Source organism: Vibrio sp. 10N.222.52.B7 (genome assembly GCF_041474275.1).
Lineage (GTDB): Bacteria > Pseudomonadota > Gammaproteobacteria > Enterobacterales > Vibrionaceae > Vibrio > Vibrio crassostreae_C.
In genome coordinates, this window is the sequence record NZ_JBFRTU010000011.1 from 48765 (window position 1) to 68085 (window position 19321).

Annotated in this window: 11 protein-coding genes; 4 read left to right on the forward strand and 7 right to left on the reverse strand. The window is 45.8% G+C overall.

What is annotated here, in order from left to right:
* Window positions 1-253 precede the first annotated feature (253 nt).
* From AB4512_RS04295 to AB4512_RS04310, 4 genes are all read left to right on the forward strand, one after another.
* Window positions 254-1174, forward strand: a complete 921-nt coding sequence (locus AB4512_RS04295; RefSeq protein ID WP_050619981.1) for a carbohydrate ABC transporter permease — start codon at window positions 254-256, stop codon at window positions 1172-1174.
* A complete protein-coding gene (locus AB4512_RS04300; RefSeq protein ID WP_050644910.1) occupies window positions 1174-2025 on the forward strand; it encodes a carbohydrate ABC transporter permease in 852 nt (283 codons plus the stop codon). Before AB4512_RS04295 ends, AB4512_RS04300 begins: the two co-directional genes overlap by 1 nt.
* Before the next feature lie 177 nt (window positions 2026-2202).
* Complete coding sequence (locus AB4512_RS04305; RefSeq protein ID WP_050619979.1) at window positions 2203-3429, forward strand: ABC transporter substrate-binding protein; 1227 nt, start codon at window positions 2203-2205, stop codon at window positions 3427-3429.
* Window positions 3430-3590: 161 nt separating this feature from the next.
* Entirely contained in the window at window positions 3591-6707 is a 3117-nt protein-coding gene (locus tag AB4512_RS04310) for a beta-galactosidase (protein ID WP_372174518.1), read from the forward strand.
* Between the two features lie 176 nt (window positions 6708-6883).
* Here AB4512_RS04310 and ygjK read toward each other — a convergent pair whose 3' ends face one another.
* From ygjK to ebgR, 7 genes are all read right to left on the reverse strand, one after another.
* Window positions 6884-9295, reverse strand: a complete 2412-nt coding sequence (gene ygjK, locus AB4512_RS04315) for an alpha-glucosidase (RefSeq protein ID WP_372174520.1) — start codon at window positions 9293-9295, stop codon at window positions 6884-6886.
* Between the two features lie 15 nt (window positions 9296-9310).
* On the reverse strand, window positions 9311-10375 hold the full coding sequence (gene ygjJ, locus AB4512_RS04320) for a protein YgjJ (RefSeq protein ID WP_004734431.1): 1065 nt from the start codon (window positions 10373-10375) through the stop codon (window positions 9311-9313).
* Between the two features lie 428 nt (window positions 10376-10803).
* Window positions 10804-12237 carry an amino acid permease gene (locus tag AB4512_RS04325; RefSeq protein WP_372174521.1) on the reverse strand — a complete coding sequence of 478 codons (1434 nt, stop codon included), beginning with the start codon at window positions 12235-12237 and terminating at the stop codon, window positions 10804-10806.
* Between the two features lie 575 nt (window positions 12238-12812).
* The gene (locus tag AB4512_RS04330; RefSeq protein ID WP_017063320.1) at window positions 12813-14237 is read right to left on the reverse strand and encodes an amino acid permease; all 1425 of its coding nucleotides are present in this window, start codon (window positions 14235-14237) and stop codon (window positions 12813-12815) included.
* Window positions 14238-14379: 142 nt separating this feature from the next.
* On the reverse strand, window positions 14380-14832 hold the full coding sequence (locus tag AB4512_RS04335) for a beta-galactosidase subunit beta (protein WP_017066026.1): 453 nt from the start codon (window positions 14830-14832) through the stop codon (window positions 14380-14382).
* Window positions 14833-14835: 3 nt separating this feature from the next.
* Window positions 14836-17952 carry a beta-galactosidase subunit alpha gene (gene ebgA, locus AB4512_RS04340; RefSeq protein ID WP_372174522.1) on the reverse strand — a complete coding sequence of 1039 codons (3117 nt, stop codon included), beginning with the start codon at window positions 17950-17952 and terminating at the stop codon, window positions 14836-14838.
* A 324-nt stretch (window positions 17953-18276) separates the two neighbouring features.
* Window positions 18277-19260: a transcriptional regulator EbgR gene (gene ebgR / locus AB4512_RS04345; protein WP_017069515.1), complete on the reverse strand. Its 984-nt coding sequence runs from the start codon at window positions 19258-19260 to the stop codon at window positions 18277-18279.
* Window positions 19261-19321: the final 61 nt, after the last annotated feature.

Genomic DNA, 19321 nt, shown 5'->3' on the forward strand with positions numbered 1-19321 from the left:
ACATACGCTTTCATCAGAAATTTGTTAGGTGCCTCGCATGATTTATTGATCATCGTCATATAAATCCCGCGATCTATACTGATTTTTGTGAAAACGTTTACATAAATAAAACATAACTGTGCGTAATGTTATCAATAAGCCTAATATTTGAACGTAATCATTATAAATGCTGAGCTACTGATTAGGATTTATAAATTCAGATGGAAGTTAACCAAGTAGTAAACCAAGCTTTTAATACAAGGAATTTTGGGAAATGGAGCAATCTGTGAAAACGATATACCCAGAAAATCGCACCCCATCAGCGAAGAAGAAAAGGCGCATCAGTTCCAAGGTCTCGCCTTGGCTGTTCTTGGCACCAGCCATCGCTATCTTCTCTCTCTATGTTATCTATCCCATCTTGGACAGTATTTGGCTGAGCTTCTTTGAGTGGGATGGATTAGGTGAAAAGGAGTGGGTGGGGCTTGAGAACTATCGTGAGCTTTTTGACTCAGATGCTTTTTATACTTCGTTAACGAATAACTTTCTTTGGTTGATCTTCTTTATGCTTGCGCCACCCTGTGGCTTGGCGATTGCCCTTTTCCTCAACCAACAAGTGAAAGGCATTCGTGTCGTAAAATCTCTGTTTTTCTTCCCATTCGTTATTTCTCAAGTGGTGGTAGGCCTCGTATTTGCTTGGTTCTATGACCCCTCTTTTGGCCTTTTCAATATTGCACTCGGGTCGCTTGGCTTCGAGCCAATTTCGATACTTGCTGATGAAGACTATGTGACCTATGGAATCATCGCTGCCGGCTTATGGCCTCAGATCTCTTATTGCATGATCTTATATTTAACGGGGCTGAATAACCTCGATCCTGAGCAGTTAGAAGCGGCTCGACTTGATGGTGCAAAGAAGTGGCGCATGTTGTGGTATGTGGTGCTTCCACAGTTAAGACCGGCGACTTTTATCGCCGTGGTTGTCACCGTGATTGGTGCTCTGCGTTCATTTGATTTAGTGGCGACCATGACGGCAGGCGGCCCTTGGGGCAGCTCGACAGTACTTGCGTACCAGATGTATGAAGAGTCTATTTTTAACTATCGAATGGGTTATGGTGCAGCGGTCTCTGTGGTGCTATTTCTGATTATGGATATCTATATCGCTTACTTCTTGTGGCGCATGTTAAGGAGTGAAAAATAATGTTTCCGCAACCAATTCAAAAAGCCGGTCGCTTTACTAATATCAGCTATCGAGTCGCGTTACCTATCTCGATCGTGATGTGGTTATTACCACTTATCGCCGTAATGATGACCTCGATTCGTTCGATGGAAGACATCAACAAAGGTAACTACTGGGGCTGGCCGAGTGAGATTCAGTTCATTGAAAACTACACTCAAGTATTTACCTCGACGTCGATGGGGCAGTACCTCATCAATAGTTTGATCATCACATTGCCAGCGGTTGCTGGTGCCGTGGCGTTATCTACGCTGGCTGGTTATGCCTTGGCTAAATACAACTTCAAAGCCAATGTGTGGATTTTTGCGATGTTTATCGCGGGTAACTTTGTTCCGTTCCAAATTTTGATGATTCCAGTCCGTGATTTAACGATTGGACTCGGTTTATACGACACTCACTGGGCATTGATTTTTTTCCATATCGCTTTCCAAGCCGGTTTTTGTACCTTGTTCATGCGTAACTTTATTGTCGGGATCCCTGATGCCCTGATCGAAGCAGCGCGTGTTGAAGGGGTGAGTGAATGGAAAATATTCTGGCATGTCGTACTCCCTCTGGTTCGCCCTGCTTTAGCGGCGTTAGCCGTATTGGTGTTTACCTTTATTTGGAACGATTTCTTCTGGGCTCTAGTTCTGGTTCAGAGTGATGACGTTCGTCCTGTAACTGCGGGTTTGAGCTCACTTCAAGGCCAATGGCTGGCGTCTTGGCAGTTTATGTCGGCGGGTGCAGTGGTCGCGGCTATCCCACCGGTAGTGCTGTTCTTTACCATGCAAAAGCACTTTATCGCAGGCCTGACATTGGGTGCGACTAAAGGGTAAATCACGAGATAAGAATCGATACACGAATCTAGCAATAGCGACGGCTTTAAATCGTTATTGCTATCGATATCCCAAATGGATGAATCATTAAAGAGAAACTAAAACACGAACAACCCTACGAGATAAAACAATAAGAATTGGACTTAGAGAGCTTAGCTCCATAACAAGGACCTCAATATGAAATACGTGAAACATATCGCTGCCAGTGCAGTGCTCGCTGCCTCCATGTCTGCAACATCGTTTGCAGGGACACTCGTTATCAACTCAGATGCTTCTGATCCTGCGCCAAAAGAGGCGTGGGGTGAGATCATTAACCGCTTTGAAAAAGAAAACCCAGATATTACGGTGAAGTACAACTTGTACGATCACGAGTCGTATAAAACAACGATTCGTAATTGGTTGGTCACTTCCCCGCCGGATGTGGTTTTTTGGTATGCGGGCAACCGAATGAAAGCCTTTGTTGACCGTGGCCTGTTTGAGGATGTCAGTGATATTTGGGCTGACAACAACATGAAGCAAGACTTTGCGGCTGCCGCGCCTGCGATGACAGTACAAGGCAAGCAGTTTGGTGTGCCGTACACGTATTATCAATGGGGTATCTACTACCGCAAAGACATCTTTGAGCAATATGGAATTGCGGAGCCGAAAACGTGGGAAGATTTGAAATCTGCGTCTGCAACACTTAAAGAAAATGGTGTAGCGCCGTTTGCGATTGGTACCAAGTACCTTTGGACTGCTGCTGGTTGGTTTGATTATATCAACATGCGTACTAACGGCTTGGATTTTCATATTCAGTTAATGGAAGGCAAAGTGCCTTACTCTGATGAGCGAGTGAAGAAAACCTTCGCTAATTGGGCGGAGTTAGTTGAACCTGGTTACTTCCTAGAAAACCACGCGTCTTATTCATGGCAAGAAGCTCAACCTTTCTTGTACAACGGTAAAGCGGCTATGTACCTGATGGGGAACTTCATCACGCCTAACTTCCCTGCTGAGTTAGATGGCAAGATGGATTTCTTCCAGTTCCCGGTGATCGACCCAAGTATTCCTATGTCTGAAGATGCGCCAATGGATACGCTGCACATACCTTCAAAAGCGAAAAACAAAGAAGATGCTCGTAAGTTCCTAGAGTTTGTTGCTCGCGCTGAAAACCAGCAGCTGATCAATGAGATGCTATTACAGATCCCAACCAACAACAAAGCTAAGGCGAAGTCTGACCCGTTCTTAGACAAAGGCGTCGCGATGTTGGCATCCAGTGATGGTACGGCTCAATTCTATGACCGAGACACCGACCCTGCGATGGCAAAAGAAGGCATGAAAGGCTTCCAAGAGTTTATGGTTCACCCTGAACGAATCGATAAAATATTGAAAAAACTCGATAAAGTGAGCAAGCGTACCTTTAAGTAACATTTCAATAGCCGCAGCTGTTCTGGCTGCGGCTTTTTTTCTTCTCTTAAGGGATTATTGCAAGAGCTGTTTAGTTGGCGTTCGTAATGTTTGAACGCAATGAGGCGCTGAGCATCACTTGCAATGGTTCACGTTAAACGGCTTTTGGTAAGGAACACGTCATGAGAACTTTCTCTCAAATCATCTCTGCCCGTGAGTGGGAAAATCAACATATCACCCATCATAATGTTGTTGAGGCTCATGCTCCTTTAAATAGTTACACCTCGTTGGTTGAGGCTATGACGAAGAACTCGTCGAGCACTATGTCTCTCAATGGGACTTGGAAGTTTCAGCTGTTCGATTCACCAGAGTTGGTTTGCGAAGAGGTAGTATCGGAACATTTTGATGATTCTTCATGGAAGTCGATTTCAGTGCCAAGCAACTGGCAGATGCAAGGCTTTGATAAACCGATCTATACCAATGTGAAATATCCTTTCGCTGATAACCCTCCCTTCGTCCCTAGCGATAATCCGACAGGGCTCTACCGAACGCGTTTTAACTGCACGGAACCGGAGTTATTAGATACCCATAGGCTGACCTTCGACGGCGTGAATTCTGCATTTCATTTGTGGTGCAACGGCAAGTGGGTTGGCTATTCGCAAGACAGTCGATTACCGGCTGAATTTGACGTGTCTGAATACTTGCAAGCGGGCGAGAACACGCTGGTAGTGATGGTGCTGCGTTGGTCTGATGGTTCTTATCTTGAAGACCAAGACATGTGGTGGCTCAGCGGCCTATTCCGTGATGTGACTTTATTGAGAAAGCCCAAGGTCGCAATCGAGGATGTTGGTATTGATACTCAGCTAGATGCTTGCTATCGCGATGCGGTTTTAAATATTTCTACGCAAATAACCAAGCACAGCAATGATGTAGAAAGCTGCTATAAGCTGAAAGCTGAACTTTATGATGCTCAAGGACAGTTGGTTTTCGAACCTCAAATCGTGGGTTTTGGTGAGCGTTATGTCGATGAAAAAGGGCCGTGGTCTGAAGTCGCAGAACACCGCATTTCAGTGGTGAACCCGAACAAGTGGAGTGCCGAGTCACCCTACTTATATCGCTGTGTGGTGTCATTGCTCGATGAACATGACGAGCTAATCGATTGTGAGGCTTACGATGTCGGCTTTCGAAGTGTTGAAATTACCGATAGTTTGCTAAAAGTTAACGGAAAACCGTTGCTGATTCGTGGCGTCAATCGTCATGAACATCACCCTGAATTGGGGCACACCATGACTCGAGAGGGGATGATTCAAGACATCAAACTGCTCAAACAAAATAACTTCAATGCCGTTAGAACCGCTCATTATCCGAATCATCCATTGTGGTATGAACTATGTGATGAGTATGGTCTGTATCTGGTTGATGAAGCGAATGTGGAAACTCATGGTCAATTTCCGATGTGCCGTTTATCCGATGATGCGTCATGGTTGAATGCGTACATGAGGCGAATGACAAGGCTGGTGGAGCGCGATAAAAACCACGCCAGCGTGATCATTTGGTCGCTGGGTAATGAATCGGGTATTGGTCGCAATCACCATGCGATGTATCAATGGGTGAAACAAACTGATCCAACACGTCCCGTTCAGTATGAAGGTGGCGGGGCAGATACAGCAGCGACAGACATTTTATGTCCTATGTATGCGCGGGTTGATTGGGATTTACCTGTGGTTGAGAGTCAACCTGAGGTGACACCTCGCGTGGGTATTCGTAAAGCTATCGCTCTACCAAACGAGCATCGTCCTCTTATTCTCTGTGAGTACGCCCATGCAATGGGGAACAGTCTCGGTAGCTTTGATAAATACTGGCAGGCGTTTAGAGACAACCCAAGATTACAGGGCGGATTTATCTGGGATTGGGTCGATCAAGGGATCACCAAAACCGATTCGAGCGGCAAACAATATTGGGGCTATGGTGGTGATTTCGGCGACGAGATTAATGATCGCCAGTTCTGCATTAATGGTTTGGTATTCCCAGACAGGACGGTGCACCCAACGCTACATGAAGTGAAAAAAGCACAGCAGTTTTATCAATTCAAGCTGGTTTCTGCATCACCACTGGTGATTGAGATTGCTAGTGAGTATTTATTTGATTCAGAGTCTGTCGAAACGCTTAATTGGAATATAACTCAAGATGGAATTGTTCAATGTCATGGCAGTATTGAACTGTTTGTTGAAGCTCAATCCAGTGTGCAGATTGAGCTTGATGGTGTAACTATTCCGAAGACGGCCAACGTACTTAATTACCTTAATCTCGAAGTGGTATTAAACACCAATACTGCATGGGCGGATAAAGGTCATGTGACGGCGATTGAACAGCTTAGCTTACCGACTCAACCGCAATTGATGTTGGATGCTAACCTTTCACAATACCCACCGAAAGTGACTGAAACCGATATGCTGCTGACGGTGATTGGTGATGCTTATCAAGTAGAGTTCGACAGATTGTCTGGGACATTAGAAAGCTGGAAAATCAAAGGGGTGGAACAACTTGCTAGTGGCCTTCGAGATAACTTTTATCGTGCACCATTAGACAACGATATCGGTGTCAGTGAAGCAAACCGTGTAGACCCCAATTCATGGATCGCACGCTGGCAGGCGATGAGGTTAGATAGGCTCACTCCAGAGTGCATCGAATTTTCATCCATCACTCAGAAAAATAGGGTGTCGGTGACTGCAAGAATTGCCCACACGGTGGAAGATCAGGTTCGTTTGTTGTCGACTTGGCAATACCAATTATTTGCCGATGGTGAGGTCAAATTAGATGTGGATGTTCAAGCGGCGAAAGGTTTGCCGTCTCTGCCACGAGTCGGATTTGAGTTTGCTTTGAAGCATGTGCCTGATGGGGTGGAATGGTTTGGTCGTGGGCCACACGAAAACTACCCAGATCGAAAGATGTCCGCACATATGGGGCTATATCAGCAAAGTATTGAACAAATGCATACCCCGTATATTTTCCCTTCTGATTGCGGCTTACGTTGTGATGTTCGTGAGGCAAAAGTGGGTGCATTCGAATTGCAAGGAGACTTCCATTTCTCAGTCAGTCGTTTTGGGTTACAGCAGCTACAGAAGGCAAAACATACTTGTGACTTAACCGAACAAGAACAGCTGTTTGTTTATGTCGATGGCTTCCATATGGGGGTTGGCGGTGATGACTCGTGGACGCCAAGTGTCCATGATGAATTCAAATTATTGAAAGAGCATTACCATTATCAGGTGCGCTTCCATTGTGGTGATAAAGGCTAACGTGCAGCGAATTGAGTAAAAGGATCATAGTAGGCCAAATGATCTAAATGCTTGTTTTTTTCGCTTATTTGGCTTCAAGTATAAAAAAGGCACTCAGCGAGAAACTGAGTGCCAAAGTCTGAAATTTATGAGGTTAGATTTTCATTGAATTTCAGAAGACAGGTATAGGTTTTTACTTACTCTGCGTCAGTAAAGAAATCGTTGTATAACATGTATAGGTGGGCAGCACTCCAAGAGAAGTTTGGAGCACCTTGTTGTTCACCGTTTAGCGGGTTGTAGTTCTCACGGATAGGACCGTCTTGTACCAAGCCATCGGCGTGGTCGAAGAATGCGCCTGCCATTTCAATCGCATCGTCACGGTAGCCGTAGCTGTCCATACCTTTTAGGCCGAAGTAGAACTGGTCTACCCATACACGTCCACGCCAGTAAATATCTGGGCCAAATGCTGGGCTAGAAAGCGCTGCTGTGCCCAGTGGAACGTAGGTGTTGAACTCTGAGGTATCTTTCATCACAGAGACCACGGCATCAGCGTGAGCTTGTGTTGCTGCACCGTTGAACAGTGGTGACCAACCCTCAGGGCCTTTACCACGCTCGACAATCGGTTTGCCTGCGCAGCCATTGGCTAAAGGCTTGTCTTCAATACGAATGTCATAGAAGAAGTTAGTGCCTTCGTCGAACATACAGGTGTTGATGTAGTTCGATAGGTGCTCTGCTTTTTCACGGAACTCTTTCGCTTCTGCGTCTTTACCTAGAATGTCAGCCATTTCTGCTAGGTACTTGTTATCGCTGTACATGTAGCTTGCTTGGTCAACGGACTCTTGCAGCAATGAATAGCCAAGCAAAGTGCCGTCTTCAGCGCGGTTTTGAGCGAATTCAACATCCCAATCACTGCGCTTGCCACCGTTAGCAACGTACGCGTCTAGCTGGTCTTTATCGATGAAACCGAAGGCTGCTGCATCATCACGACCTGATTCCCAAGACGCAGCGGTTTGAGCTGGGCTCTCGATGTAATCGTAGTTGCCTTCTGCTACCACTTTATCCAGTTCAGCTTGGCCTACGACTGTTTCGTGTTTATCGCCACGAACCACGGTGAAGTACATTTCACCTTCAGGTGTGTTGTGTGCTTTGTCGCGTGCTGCGCCGTATTCTGGAACACCGTTGCCGTTGTTATCACGGTTGCGTAGCCACCAGTCGTGGTAAGCCACTAGCTTTGGATACATCTCTTCTAGCCAAGCTTCATCGCTGGTGGTCTTGTAGACTTCCATCACGGCCCATGCAGCTAGGCTTGGTTTGGTATTACGTTCGTTCCAGTTACCGCCGTCGCCGCCACGTTCTGGGCTTAGGTTGTAAGCCAATAGATCTGGCACGTAACCTTCATCCCAAGGGCGAACAGGATCGTCAGCTTGAATTTGGTAGGCAAACATCGCGCGGATGTTATCTTTCGCTACATCTGGGTTGAAGTGAGCCATTGCGTAGGCTTGCTTCCATGTGTCCCAAGGCCAAGTTTGGTTGCCCGAGAACCAACGCGCCGTCACGGATGGTGTCACAGAGTCAAACTCCATCGCACCTGCAGCGCCACGCCAGTTACCGTTTAGGGTTTCCATCGCTTTAACCGCAACACGCTCTTGCTCTGGTGTCGCGTTCGGGTTGGTTAAACCCATCTCAAGATAGCCTTCCCAACGTTCTGCTGATGCGGCTAAGAAGTCGGTAGGGTTTGCCATGATCTTTTTGATTTCAGGCTGTTCCGCTTGCGCTTCTTCTGCCGTTAGAACATGCGAGTATGTGGTGTAGATAGTCGTCGATGCTTCAATGTTTGCCGTTGAAGTAAACGCTAAACCATCAACCGTGGTTTTCGTTGGAATCGACTTGTGAACTTGGTATTCAGACTCACCAGAAGTCAGTAGATCCCATGTCGAACGAACCTTACCGAAGGTCACCTTTAGGCCATCGTCGGTTGCGACGATTTGACGGTCATATTTAGGGTAAGTTTCAGCGATTGTTTTGTCGGTTTGTGCCACGCCTTCTTTGGCGTGCGTCTTTTCTAGCAGTTCACCATCCCACACTAATTCAACCGGTGAGTCGGTAGTGATTTTTGTTTCTAGCAGAGAGGTACGGTTTGAAGCAAAACGCATCGTCATTTCTACGGTCACATCGTCAGATTTTAGCGTCTGAACCAATGCGCCCGGTAGGCTATAAGCTTCCATAGTGAAAGCCACTTTTTTGCCGTCTTTGAACACGCTTAGGCGGTCGAAGTTATCAGCCATGAAGTTGATATATTCTTCGGTAAGCAGTGCTGTACCTGGGAATCCGCCCATGCCTTCTGCACTGTCTGGCAGCAGATGACCGTGCCATGCACCTAGGTCGAAGAATGGGTTAAAGCGTTGGTGGTCATCGAAGTCGTAGTCACGCATGTATTCAGGTGAGCCAGTACGGTCGATAACGTTCTTAAATTCGTTGGCTTGCAGTTGCTCTGTGTCAGAGCCTGAGCCTGAGCCTGAGCCTGAGCCAGAGATTGAGTTTGAAGCACAACCAGTAACGACAAGGGCTGCACCGATAGCGAGAGCTGCGAATGATTTATTCAGTTTCATGATCAATTCCTGTTATTACCAGTAGAAGTATTGCATTGCGAACACCTGAGCGTCGCCGATTTCAGTGTCGCTGCCTACGCCAAAGCGGCTATCGAAAGCAGTCGCAAACGCGCCGTTGCCGTATTCATACCAAACGCCAGCATTGATGTAAGAGGTGATTTCTTTGTCGCCATTGTCACCGTCAAAGTTTGCGTAGTTGTAGGCTGCAGATAGGTAAACGCCTTGTGCCGCTTCGTACCATGCACTGGTTTGAATACCAGACTCGCTACCGAAAGACTCTTGGTTGCCTTTATCTGTATCGTGCCAAACACGAGTGGCGAAGTTTTTGTACTCAGCACCCAATAGCAATAGTTCACCACCATCGTTGTTACGAACTTCACCACCACCCATTAGGGTTAAGTCGTCGGTCAGATCGTATTGAAGGTAACCATTGACCATGGCGTTCTTATCTTTCCATTGGTCTGCGAAGCTGTCGTATTTACCGAAGTGAACAAGAGCATCGTCTTCCGAGAAGTCAGACTCTGGCGCGAAAGAAACGCTGTAGCGAAGCTTGCCTTCTAGGTTTTGAATCTTCACACCAAGGTGCACGTCTCGCGTGTTTGAGATCGCGTAGCCGTATTCAACCGTAGGGTCACCCCACCATTGAACGTCATCTAATGAAGAGTCCATACGACCAATCATGAATTCTGTTTTGTTATCTGTGCGGTAGCCAGCGTAAAAGCGGTTGAAACCACCTTCAAAACCGCCCCAGCCGTGGCCCGTTGCCCAAGCATTGCCTTCGTCATCGGCTTGTACTGTCCAGCCCTCCATATAAGCAAGACCAAACCAATTACCGTGCTCGATAGCCAAGCCAGCTTCAATGTAAGTACCGTCTGCGTAGCGGCCTTTATCATCACCTTCGAGTGCCACGTGACCACCAAGGCCAAGCTCACCATAAAAGTTAAATAGGGTTTCAGTTTCTGTCTGAGGAGGCTGAGTATCACTGTGGTTTGCTGCGGACTCTTCCGCGTGGGCAGTGGTACTTAAGGCAGCAAGAATACAGCTTGTAATAAGAGTGTTTTTAGTAAAACTACTTTTCATTTTAATCACTTCTGTGTCGGGGTTATAAATGAAGGTTCGCAAGCAGTTCTGACTTCTAATATGGGGTGCTCTTCAAGGCGTATTGGTCAGGTTACTTACGATCGCAAAACCAATATTAATGATAATTTTGATGTTTAAAATTAATTAAGTTTAAAAGTGTGATCTATTTTTAGTAAATATTTACTTTGTTTTTATTTTGACTTTCAGTTGAATTTGCAGAGGTATGGCTAGGGTGATAGCTATTCAGTTGGTGAATTACTTTATAGGCGGTTCGATTGTTGACTCGAATGTCTTCTTTCTTGAAGGCTTTGGTGAAATTTAGGTGTTGAGTGGGAATGTACCGACAAATAAAAAGGCACTCACCAAATGCGAGTGCCTGAAGTTTAAATGTAAGTGCCTTAAGCTTTCAATCAGAGTGTAGGGTAAAGCTAAGCGTTCGCCGGTTCAGGCTTTGCTTCTAGTTTTTTCTCTTCTGGAGATAAGCTTTTTTCATATTTTCCGTACTTCCACCACGCGTAGCCAAGGAAGATAACAATCCCGCCCACGTTGTAGAAGATGATAGTAATGATGTCAGCACCTGTTGGGAAGGTTGACGCAAAGAAGCCAACAGTGAAAATGCCGATCAGAATCGAGACCACGGTAATGCCTGTCATACGTGAGCCCATTCTGAAATCACGAGGTAAGTGATCCAACTTCAAACGTAAATTAAGGTACGCGATCATGATGAATAGCGGTGGCAACATCGATGCTGCAGCTGTCATGTTGATAATGGTACTCATCAGATCTTGAACCGTATCGGACGCCAGTGTCGGAATGAACATCAGTGGAATCACAATCAAGAACTGAATCCAAGCCGCACGCTCTGGAACGCCTTGTTTGTTTAGAGCGACCGTTTTCTCACCGAAGATACCTTTAGGGATTTCAGAGAAGAAAATCTTAACGGGTGTTGCCGTCCACATCAGCAGAGAGCCCAGCATCGCCGTGAATGAAACCACACCAACGAAACGGTTCATCAAGATTTCAGACAGGCCAAAGTGTCTTGCTAGCCCTTCAAATACCTGAACTGAGCCGCCTGTGAATTTAAGCTCTTCACGCGAAACAAACACGTTTGCTAACACAGATCCTACCGAGTAAAGCGCACCGATGAAGATACCGGCAATGATGATGACTTTAACGAAAGACTTGTGACCGCCTTTGATGTCGTTAACGTAAACCGCGACCGATTCTGCACCGCCTGCCGCCATGAAGATCCAAGTGATTACGCCAAGGAATGCCCAGTTGAAGCTTGGTGTCATGGCTTCAATGGTGATTGGGTCAGCTGGCTCGATACCGCCTACCAAAGCACCGCCAGATAGCAAGATGTAAGACATCGTTAGCAGCAGCATCAGTGATGATGTTAGTGAGGTGATAGGGCCCAGTAATTTCGCACCGTTATTCGAGATATGAGTCGCGACCGCAAACAAAATAGTACTTAGAATTGCGGTGGTCATTGGCGTGAATATGTACTCAAAACCTAAGAACGCATACGACGCGTAAGCGATGATTCTAGGCAGCAGAGAGGTGAAGAAGAACAGGTTAACAAACCAGTAGGTGTAAGCTGAAATAAACGCCCAGCGGCCGCCTAGAGAGCTTTTAACCCAAGAGTAAACACCCGCTTCAGAGTCTTTATTCAGTGACACAAACTCTGCAACGATCAAACAAAATGGCACAAAGTAAAAGATGGTTGCTAGAAAGAACATCGGAGCCGAGAAAAGGCCGATCTCGATGTTGTTATTAATGATGTTATTGAAGCTGTATACCGCCGCGAAGGTCATAGACAGTAGGGCAAATTTGCCTATCGTACTGCGTTTATTTTCGGACATGATGTTCTCCGGTGAATCACGTTGATGATCGTTATAACTTGGTCCTAGAGAGGGAGGCTCTAGGCCGCACTTTTATTGTTATGTTGGTTTGGCAAACACCCGCTTTGTTTTGTCAGGGTTGGCTCATTGTTGTTTTTATAGATTTACGATCGGACTTCTTTGGGATTTTTTTCTTTGGTATTTCAGTAAACTTATTACCAAAACAAAGAGTTAAAGATTAAGAAGTTCATTGAAGAGATTGCTTGTTTCATGAGCGACGATTTATAAGGCGTGTAGGGGCTTTTTTGTCGCTTTCTTTATATGAATCAGTTTGTCTCTTCAGCAAGAAGATTAAAGATTAAGCGGCGGGAAGTTAATCGAAATTGATCAAATATGTGACCTTGAGTAAATAAATTTAGTTAATGTTTTACCTTGGTTTTTATTTGAGTTTTATTACCTATTAATTGGTGTTTTTCGTGAACTGAAACCTTGACGGAACGCCGTTTTTATTTTTGGGGTTTTTATTTTAATTATCTGATTTAAAACAAAAAAAAGCGCCAATTAAGGCGCTTTTAACTAGATGTATAGATTCTGGATTACGACTGCTTAGCCGTTTCTAGCTTTGCTTCTTTACCTGCTTGCTTCTTTTCAAAGCGAGAGATCCACCACCATGCGATACCAGAGAATACCGCTGTCATGAAGACGTTGATGAAGAAGGCTTGAACAAGGTCAACACCTGTCGGGAATGCCGATGCTGTCATGCTCACAATGAAGATACCAATCAGTACCGATACTACTGCCATACCTTGAACTCGAGTACCCATGCGGAAATCACGCGGTGTGTCGTCGTGTTTCAAGCGGAATACAAAGTAGGCCACCATGATGAAGATTGGCGGTAGCATTGCGGTACCTGCTGTTAGATTGATTGCTGTATTCATCATGTCTTGTACAGATTCAGAGCCGAAGCCGTTCACCACAAGCATCACGAATACAAACGCGAACTGCCACCAAGCTGCACGTACTGGCACGCCGTGTTCGTTAAGCTCTGTTGTCTTCTCGCCGTAAACACCTTTAGGGATTTCAGAGAAGTGAATTTTTACTGGAGCTGCTGTCCACATCATCATCGAACCGAACATAGCAACGAATAGGATAATACCGACGAAGCGACCCGTTAGAGATTGTGAAATGTCGAAGTAGTTCGCCATACCTGTGAAGATTTCAACCATGCCGCCAGCGTAGGTCAGTTCATCACGAGCAACGAATACGTTTACTAGAAGAGAGCCCACTGCGTACATTGCGCCGATTGCGATACCTGCACCAATGATAACCTTGATGAAAGACTTGTGACCGCCCTTAACATCGTTTAGGTAAGCGGCTGCGGTTTCTGCACCACCGGCTGCTTGGAAGATCCAACACATGATACCTAGCGTTGCCCAGTTGATGGTCGGTGTCATTGCTTCAAGCGTGATTGGTTCTACTGGCTCATGGTTGCCGCCCAGTGCCATTAGTGCACCGATAACGTAGATTGCAAACAGAGCGAATACACCGTAGGCCACGATCTCGGCAATCTTACCTAGCCAGCTCGCGCCTTTGGTTGAGATGTGAGTTGCTGCAGCAAACAGAGCAATCGAGATAGCCGATGTGACGACTGGCGAGAAGGCGTATTCATAGCCCAACATCGCGTAAGACGCATAGGCGATTACGTTTGGTAGCAGGGATACAAACCAGAAAAGGTTTACGAACCAGTATAGGAAGGAACCTAGGTAGGCTGCTTTTGAGCCTAGTGGTTTTTTTAGCCAGTCATACATGCCTGACTCAGAATTTTTATTTGCTGATACGAATTCAGCAATGATGAACACGAACGGAATGAAGTAAATAAGGGTCGCGAGCAAAAAGATAGGGGCTGAACTCAATCCCAATTCGATGTTGTTGTTTACAATGTTGCGAACGTTAAATACCGCTGCAAATGTCATGGAGAGTAGGGCAAATTTGCCTAACTTACCGCGTACAGATTCAGACATAGTGTCCTCCGAGGAATCACGTAATTATAGTCGTTATTTCTCAATGCTTCCTTGTAGGGAGGAAGCATTGAGGCTTTGTTCAGCATGTTGGAGCCTTGAACGGCAAGGCTCGATACATACTGTGAATAGATAGCGTTATTGTTTATTTATTGAGGAAGTAACCGTCTTCAATGGTCACTTTCAGTACCACTTTTCGAACTCGGTTATCACCGTGGAAACGGTAAGCCTGATTGTTGTCAAAGATCGCCACTTGGCCTTCAGCTAGCTCACGAGTTTCACCGTTCCCCATTAGGTGTTCGCGGTCGGTTTCATCGCTATAAGCTTGGATCTGCTCTAGCTCTGATTTCGCTGCGAATTCAACCGTTTCACGGCCTTCTAGGTAGTAGTGCACGTCGAAGTAACGACGATTACCGGTGAAGTTTTCTGTGTTACGAGCCACACCGTCTTCAATCATGTAAGCCAGTGAATCACCAATTGAATACATCACGCCATCTTTGATGTTTCCGATGTTTTCAATCGCTTCTACACAGCGTTGCCATTTACGACCATCGCGGTAGACGACTTTAAATTGTTCTAAGTTCTCTAAAACGATCATCGCTTATGCCTCGTTCAGTTGTGGTTGAGCTTTTGGTGCATTCACCGTAAAAAACTCATCGCCAAAGTTGTGATTGATTAGGTGCTGCGCATCGCAATCGCCTGCTTGGAATGGAATCAGAGTTAAACCGTAGCGGAACTCGTCCATGTAAACGCGGTAAGAATCGAGCACTTCGCTGCCCCAAGAGTTAGAGCCTAAGCCCATCACTTGGTGATCTAGGTTTAACGTGATGTAACCGCTTTTCTCTAGCTCAATGGTGTGTTGTGCTTGGTGCAGGTTTTGGTTGGTGTAGAACCATGCGCTGAAGTTGATTTCTTGCTGTGGTTTTACTGCAATACCATTACCCGCGCGGCTTGAAAGCGCAGCCCAACGAACGTGTTGGCGGTTGCCGTTGTTCTGTGGGAACGGGTAGTTCTCGAACATGTCTGCAACGGTTGATTGGTACACATCAATCATGTTGGCTTGCTTGCTGTCTTGGTAGTTCTCTTCAGGGCCGCGTCCGTAATATTGGACTTGGTCGAAGTCGCCGTTGATGCCCATATCAAAACCAATCACAGGAATTACATGAGGGTACTCACCGTAACGTTCGCCGCTTAGCTCAACGTTCAATTGGCCTTCAGCATTAACTTGGTAGCGATATTCACAACGCATGCCGAAATCGAATACTGGTGGAGCAATGATGCTGGTGGTGGTGATCTCTACCTTGCCATTTACCTGTTCAACGTTAACGCATTCAAGGTCAATGCTACGGAAGTGCTCCTGCATAATTTGCAAGTGTGCAGGCTCCCAGTAACCATCGTGCTCTTGTTTATGGTTATCGATCATTGGCTTGAAGAAGTTGATTCGTGGTTCTGACTTAATCATCTCTTCGCCATTGACCAACCATGACGTCAGCTTGCCGTTCACTTTCGAGAAGTTCAGTGCGAAGTTGTGGCCTTTGATTAGGTAAGCTAAACGAGACTCTTCCACATTCAGTGCTGTCGCATTGTTGTTAGTGAAGGCTTCTAGCTGTGCTGTGTTCTCTTTCACTTGGAATTGATACACCGCGATGTCGTGGTTCGCTTCGCTGTAAGGCGTACGAGAATCCTTGCGCACGGTAAAGTTGACAAACACTTCGCGCTCATCAAGTTGTGGCAAGTTAAGTGTCAGTTCACGGCTCGAGTTTTCTGCCAGTTCTTCAATCTTGATGTGTTGCACAGCAATGGTTTCACCTTCAGCACGGATTTCCGCAGTGATGGTGTAGTCATCGATGTTTGAGAACCAAAGTTTGTTGTCTACCGTGAAGGTGCCCGTTTGTGCATCGAAATCGCGAAGCTTCACTGGGGCAATCACTTGCTTGTACTCTTTCAAGCCAGGGCCTGGCGTTTGGTCTGGGTAGATCAAACCGTCCATGCAGAAGTTGTAGTTGTTCGGGTAGTCACCGTAGTCACCGCCGTATTTGTAGAACTCTGTGCCTGCTTCATCACGCGCTAGAATGCCGTGGTCACACCATTCCCAAACATAGTGACCTTGAATTGCGTCATGCTTGTAGAACACGTTTTGGTATTCAGTTAAACCACCCGGGCCGTTACCCATTGCGTGTGCGTATTCGCAGATGATGCGTGGTTTTTCGTGTGGGAATTCACCGAAGGCATTCATCAGTTGAGCACGTGAGTACATGGTTGAAATGATGTCGACTACTTCAGCATCACGGTCTTCTTCATAATGAACCAGACGCGTGTCATCAATTGCTTTTGCTGCATCGTACATAGAGCGGATGTTGCAACCGTAACCAGACTCGTTACCTAGCGACCACATGATGATAGAAGGGTGGTTCTTCTGAGCGTGGATATGACGTTCGATACGTTCAACAAACACCGCTTCCCATGCGGCATCGTTAGTGATGCGGCTTAGGTCGCCAACGTTAGCAAAGCCGTGAGTTTCGACATCGGTTTCGCCCATAACGAATAGGCCATAAATATCACACAGTTCGTAGAAGCGTGGGTCGTTCGGGTAGTGCGCCGTGCGTACTGAGTTGATGTTGTGCTGCTTCATCAACACTAAGTCTTTCTCTACGCGATCCATGCCAACCGCACGACCTTTTAGGTGGTCGTTGTCGTGACGGTTTACACCGTGCAGCATCACGTATTTGTTGTTGATGTAGAACAGACCATCGCGAACTTTAATGTCGCGGAAACCAACGCGCTGTGGAATCACTTCCAACACCTTGCCGTCACCATCTTTCAGCGTAAGCAGCAGTTGGTATAGGTAAGGGTTCTCAGCGTTCCATTGGACAGGGTTAACCACATCAATAGAGAATTGAGTACTCGTATTGCCATCGACACTTAAGCTATCTACAGAGCCTTGGGAGATAACTTGGCTGCCATCAAGCAATGCGTACTCAAGAGTTGCGTTAGTCGCTGCTGCTAGGTTTTCTAGAGCAACGTTGCACGAAAGGGTCGCGCTTTGGTAAGCGTCGTCAAAATCAGTACGAACGGTAACGTCTTGAACGTGAAGTTGTTCTTTACCAACAAGGTAAACATCACGGAAGATGCCGCCCGTCCACCACATGTCTTGGTCTTCAATGTAGGTTGAATCGGCCCACTGCATCACACGAATAGAAAGTAGGTTGTTGCCTGCTGTTACCTGGCTAGAGATATCGAACTCAGCGGTTAGGCGGCTACCTTTGCTGAAACCTACATATTCGCCGTTTACGTAAACTTCGAAGTAAGTTTCAACGCCATCAAATTTGATGATGGTTTGTTTTTCGTCCCAGCTTTCGCCAAGGAAGAAAGAGCGTTGGTATGCGCCGGTTGGGTTGTCTGATGGTACGAAAGGCACGTCAATTGGGAATGGGAAACCTTCATCTGTGTATTGAAGATCGCCGTGGCCTTCCATTTGCCACATGTTTGGAACCGTGATGTTGCCCCAGTCGCTCATTTCCTGAGAATAAAACTCTTCAGGAACCAATAGCGGATTGGTGAAGTAGCTGAAATTCCATTGGCCACTCAATAGTTGGAAGTGGCTGCTCAGTTCACGCTGAAACGTTTTTGCATTTTTTTCTGATGCGTATGAGAAGAAGTATGCACGCGGTGCCATACGGTTCTCATGTAAGTTCAGGAAGTTTTCCCAGTTGTTCACGTTGCCTCTCTCTCGGTCTAAATGCAGTTTGCTGACCGACGTTCTTATGCGTAATTGGGTCGTAGTGAATACGAGTATTTTTGGACTGAGGTAATTATTAGTAAAAGTTTTACTAAATGAAATTAGTGAGAACGTTTTACTTTAACTTCATCACGTTTTTTATGGTCTTTTTACGGTGCTGTGTGATCCACTTAAAAGAATGCTATTGGCTGTTTTATGCAGCAGGTTAAAGAGGGGGACATGTGTCGATTGATGTATGTGACGGGCACAAAAAAGGCCACCTTCAACAAAGGTAGCCTTAATTTATCTATTTGATATATTTAATTATTTTGTTGTATCGCGTAGCTTGAGTTTGCTTGGTACATAGACGCGTAGTGGGATGGTTCGGCCGTCGCGTACTTTCTCAATCAGCAGATTAACGCCTTGAATTCCCATCAATTCAGAGTGAATACGAACAGTTGATAAAGATGGGAAGGTAAATTTAGCTGTTGGGATGTCGTTTACACTGATCAGCGCAATATCTTCAGGGATGTTTAATCCGTGCTCATGAACTGCTCGTAAAACGCCAATTGCGATGGAATCTGACGCAATAAACATGGCTTTAGGGTAGTCGCCCGTCGCGAGCATCTGTTTTGCAAGCTTGTAACCTGATGAGCTAGAGAAGTCACCACGGTAGATGTCTTGCTCACTGACAACGTTCTTGAGGCCACCATATTCAGCAAAAGCGACTTCACGAATATCAGGGGTATTGACGTCGTCTTGGCCACCAATAAAGCCGATGCGCTCATAGCCTTGGTTGATAAAGAAGTTGGTGATCTCTTTGCTGATCAAAGCCAGGTCGATATCGACAGAGTCATAAGGTTCTGAGTGATCGGTAAAATCGACATAACAGATATTATCGCTCAGCTTTTTAGCTTGCTCGATAACCTCTGGTGTCATTCTACCCACCAACAAAACACCTGTGATTGGTGCTGAATTGATCTGTATTTTACTTTCATAACAGTTGGTTAGCTTAACTTCCATCTTTTCACATTGGGTTTCAATCCCGTGGCGAATCGATAGATAGTAAGGGTCGTTAACTTCCGCTTCTTGCTTGTAGTTATACAGTGCTAGGAAGTGATGGTTTTGTTTTTTACTGCTAACGGTTTTTCGTGAGCTGCTGGTTTTGTATTCCAACTTCTCTGCAATTTCAAAGATACGCCTTTTGGTCTCTTCCTTGACGCTTAATGTTGGATCTTCATTGAGAACCCTTGAAACTGTAGCCAATGATACATTCGCTTCAGTCGCGATATCTTTTAACGTTGCCATACTCACTTCCTGTTATTGGAACATTGCGCTGCTTTGAAATTGGTATTTAGTAAAAAAGCAA

What these genes read in the sequence shown, in the direction of transcription:
- AB4512_RS04330 (WP_017063320.1), bottom strand. Translation starts at nt 14,237, where the DNA reads ATGTCTGAATCTGTACGCGGTAAGTTAGGCAAATTTGCCCTACTCTCC.
- ygjK (WP_372174520.1), bottom strand. Translation starts at nt 9,295, where the DNA reads ATGAAACTGAATAAATCATTCGCAGCTCTCGCTATCGGTGCAGCCCTT.
- AB4512_RS04335 (WP_017066026.1), bottom strand. Translation starts at nt 14,832, where the DNA reads ATGATCGTTTTAGAGAACTTAGAACAATTTAAAGTCGTCTACCGCGAT.
- AB4512_RS04295 (WP_050619981.1), top strand. Translation starts at nt 254, where the DNA reads ATGGAGCAATCTGTGAAAACGATATACCCAGAAAATCGCACCCCATCA.
- AB4512_RS04305 (WP_050619979.1), top strand. Translation starts at nt 2,203, where the DNA reads ATGAAATACGTGAAACATATCGCTGCCAGTGCAGTGCTCGCTGCCTCC.
- AB4512_RS04300 (WP_050644910.1), top strand. Translation starts at nt 1,174, where the DNA reads ATGTTTCCGCAACCAATTCAAAAAGCCGGTCGCTTTACTAATATCAGC.
- ebgR (WP_017069515.1), bottom strand. Translation starts at nt 19,260, where the DNA reads ATGGCAACGTTAAAAGATATCGCGACTGAAGCGAATGTATCATTGGCT.
- AB4512_RS04325 (WP_372174521.1), bottom strand. Translation starts at nt 12,237, where the DNA reads ATGTCCGAAAATAAACGCAGTACGATAGGCAAATTTGCCCTACTGTCT.
- AB4512_RS04310 (WP_372174518.1), top strand. Translation starts at nt 3,591, where the DNA reads ATGAGAACTTTCTCTCAAATCATCTCTGCCCGTGAGTGGGAAAATCAA.
- ygjJ (WP_004734431.1), bottom strand. Translation starts at nt 10,375, where the DNA reads ATGAAAAGTAGTTTTACTAAAAACACTCTTATTACAAGCTGTATTCTT.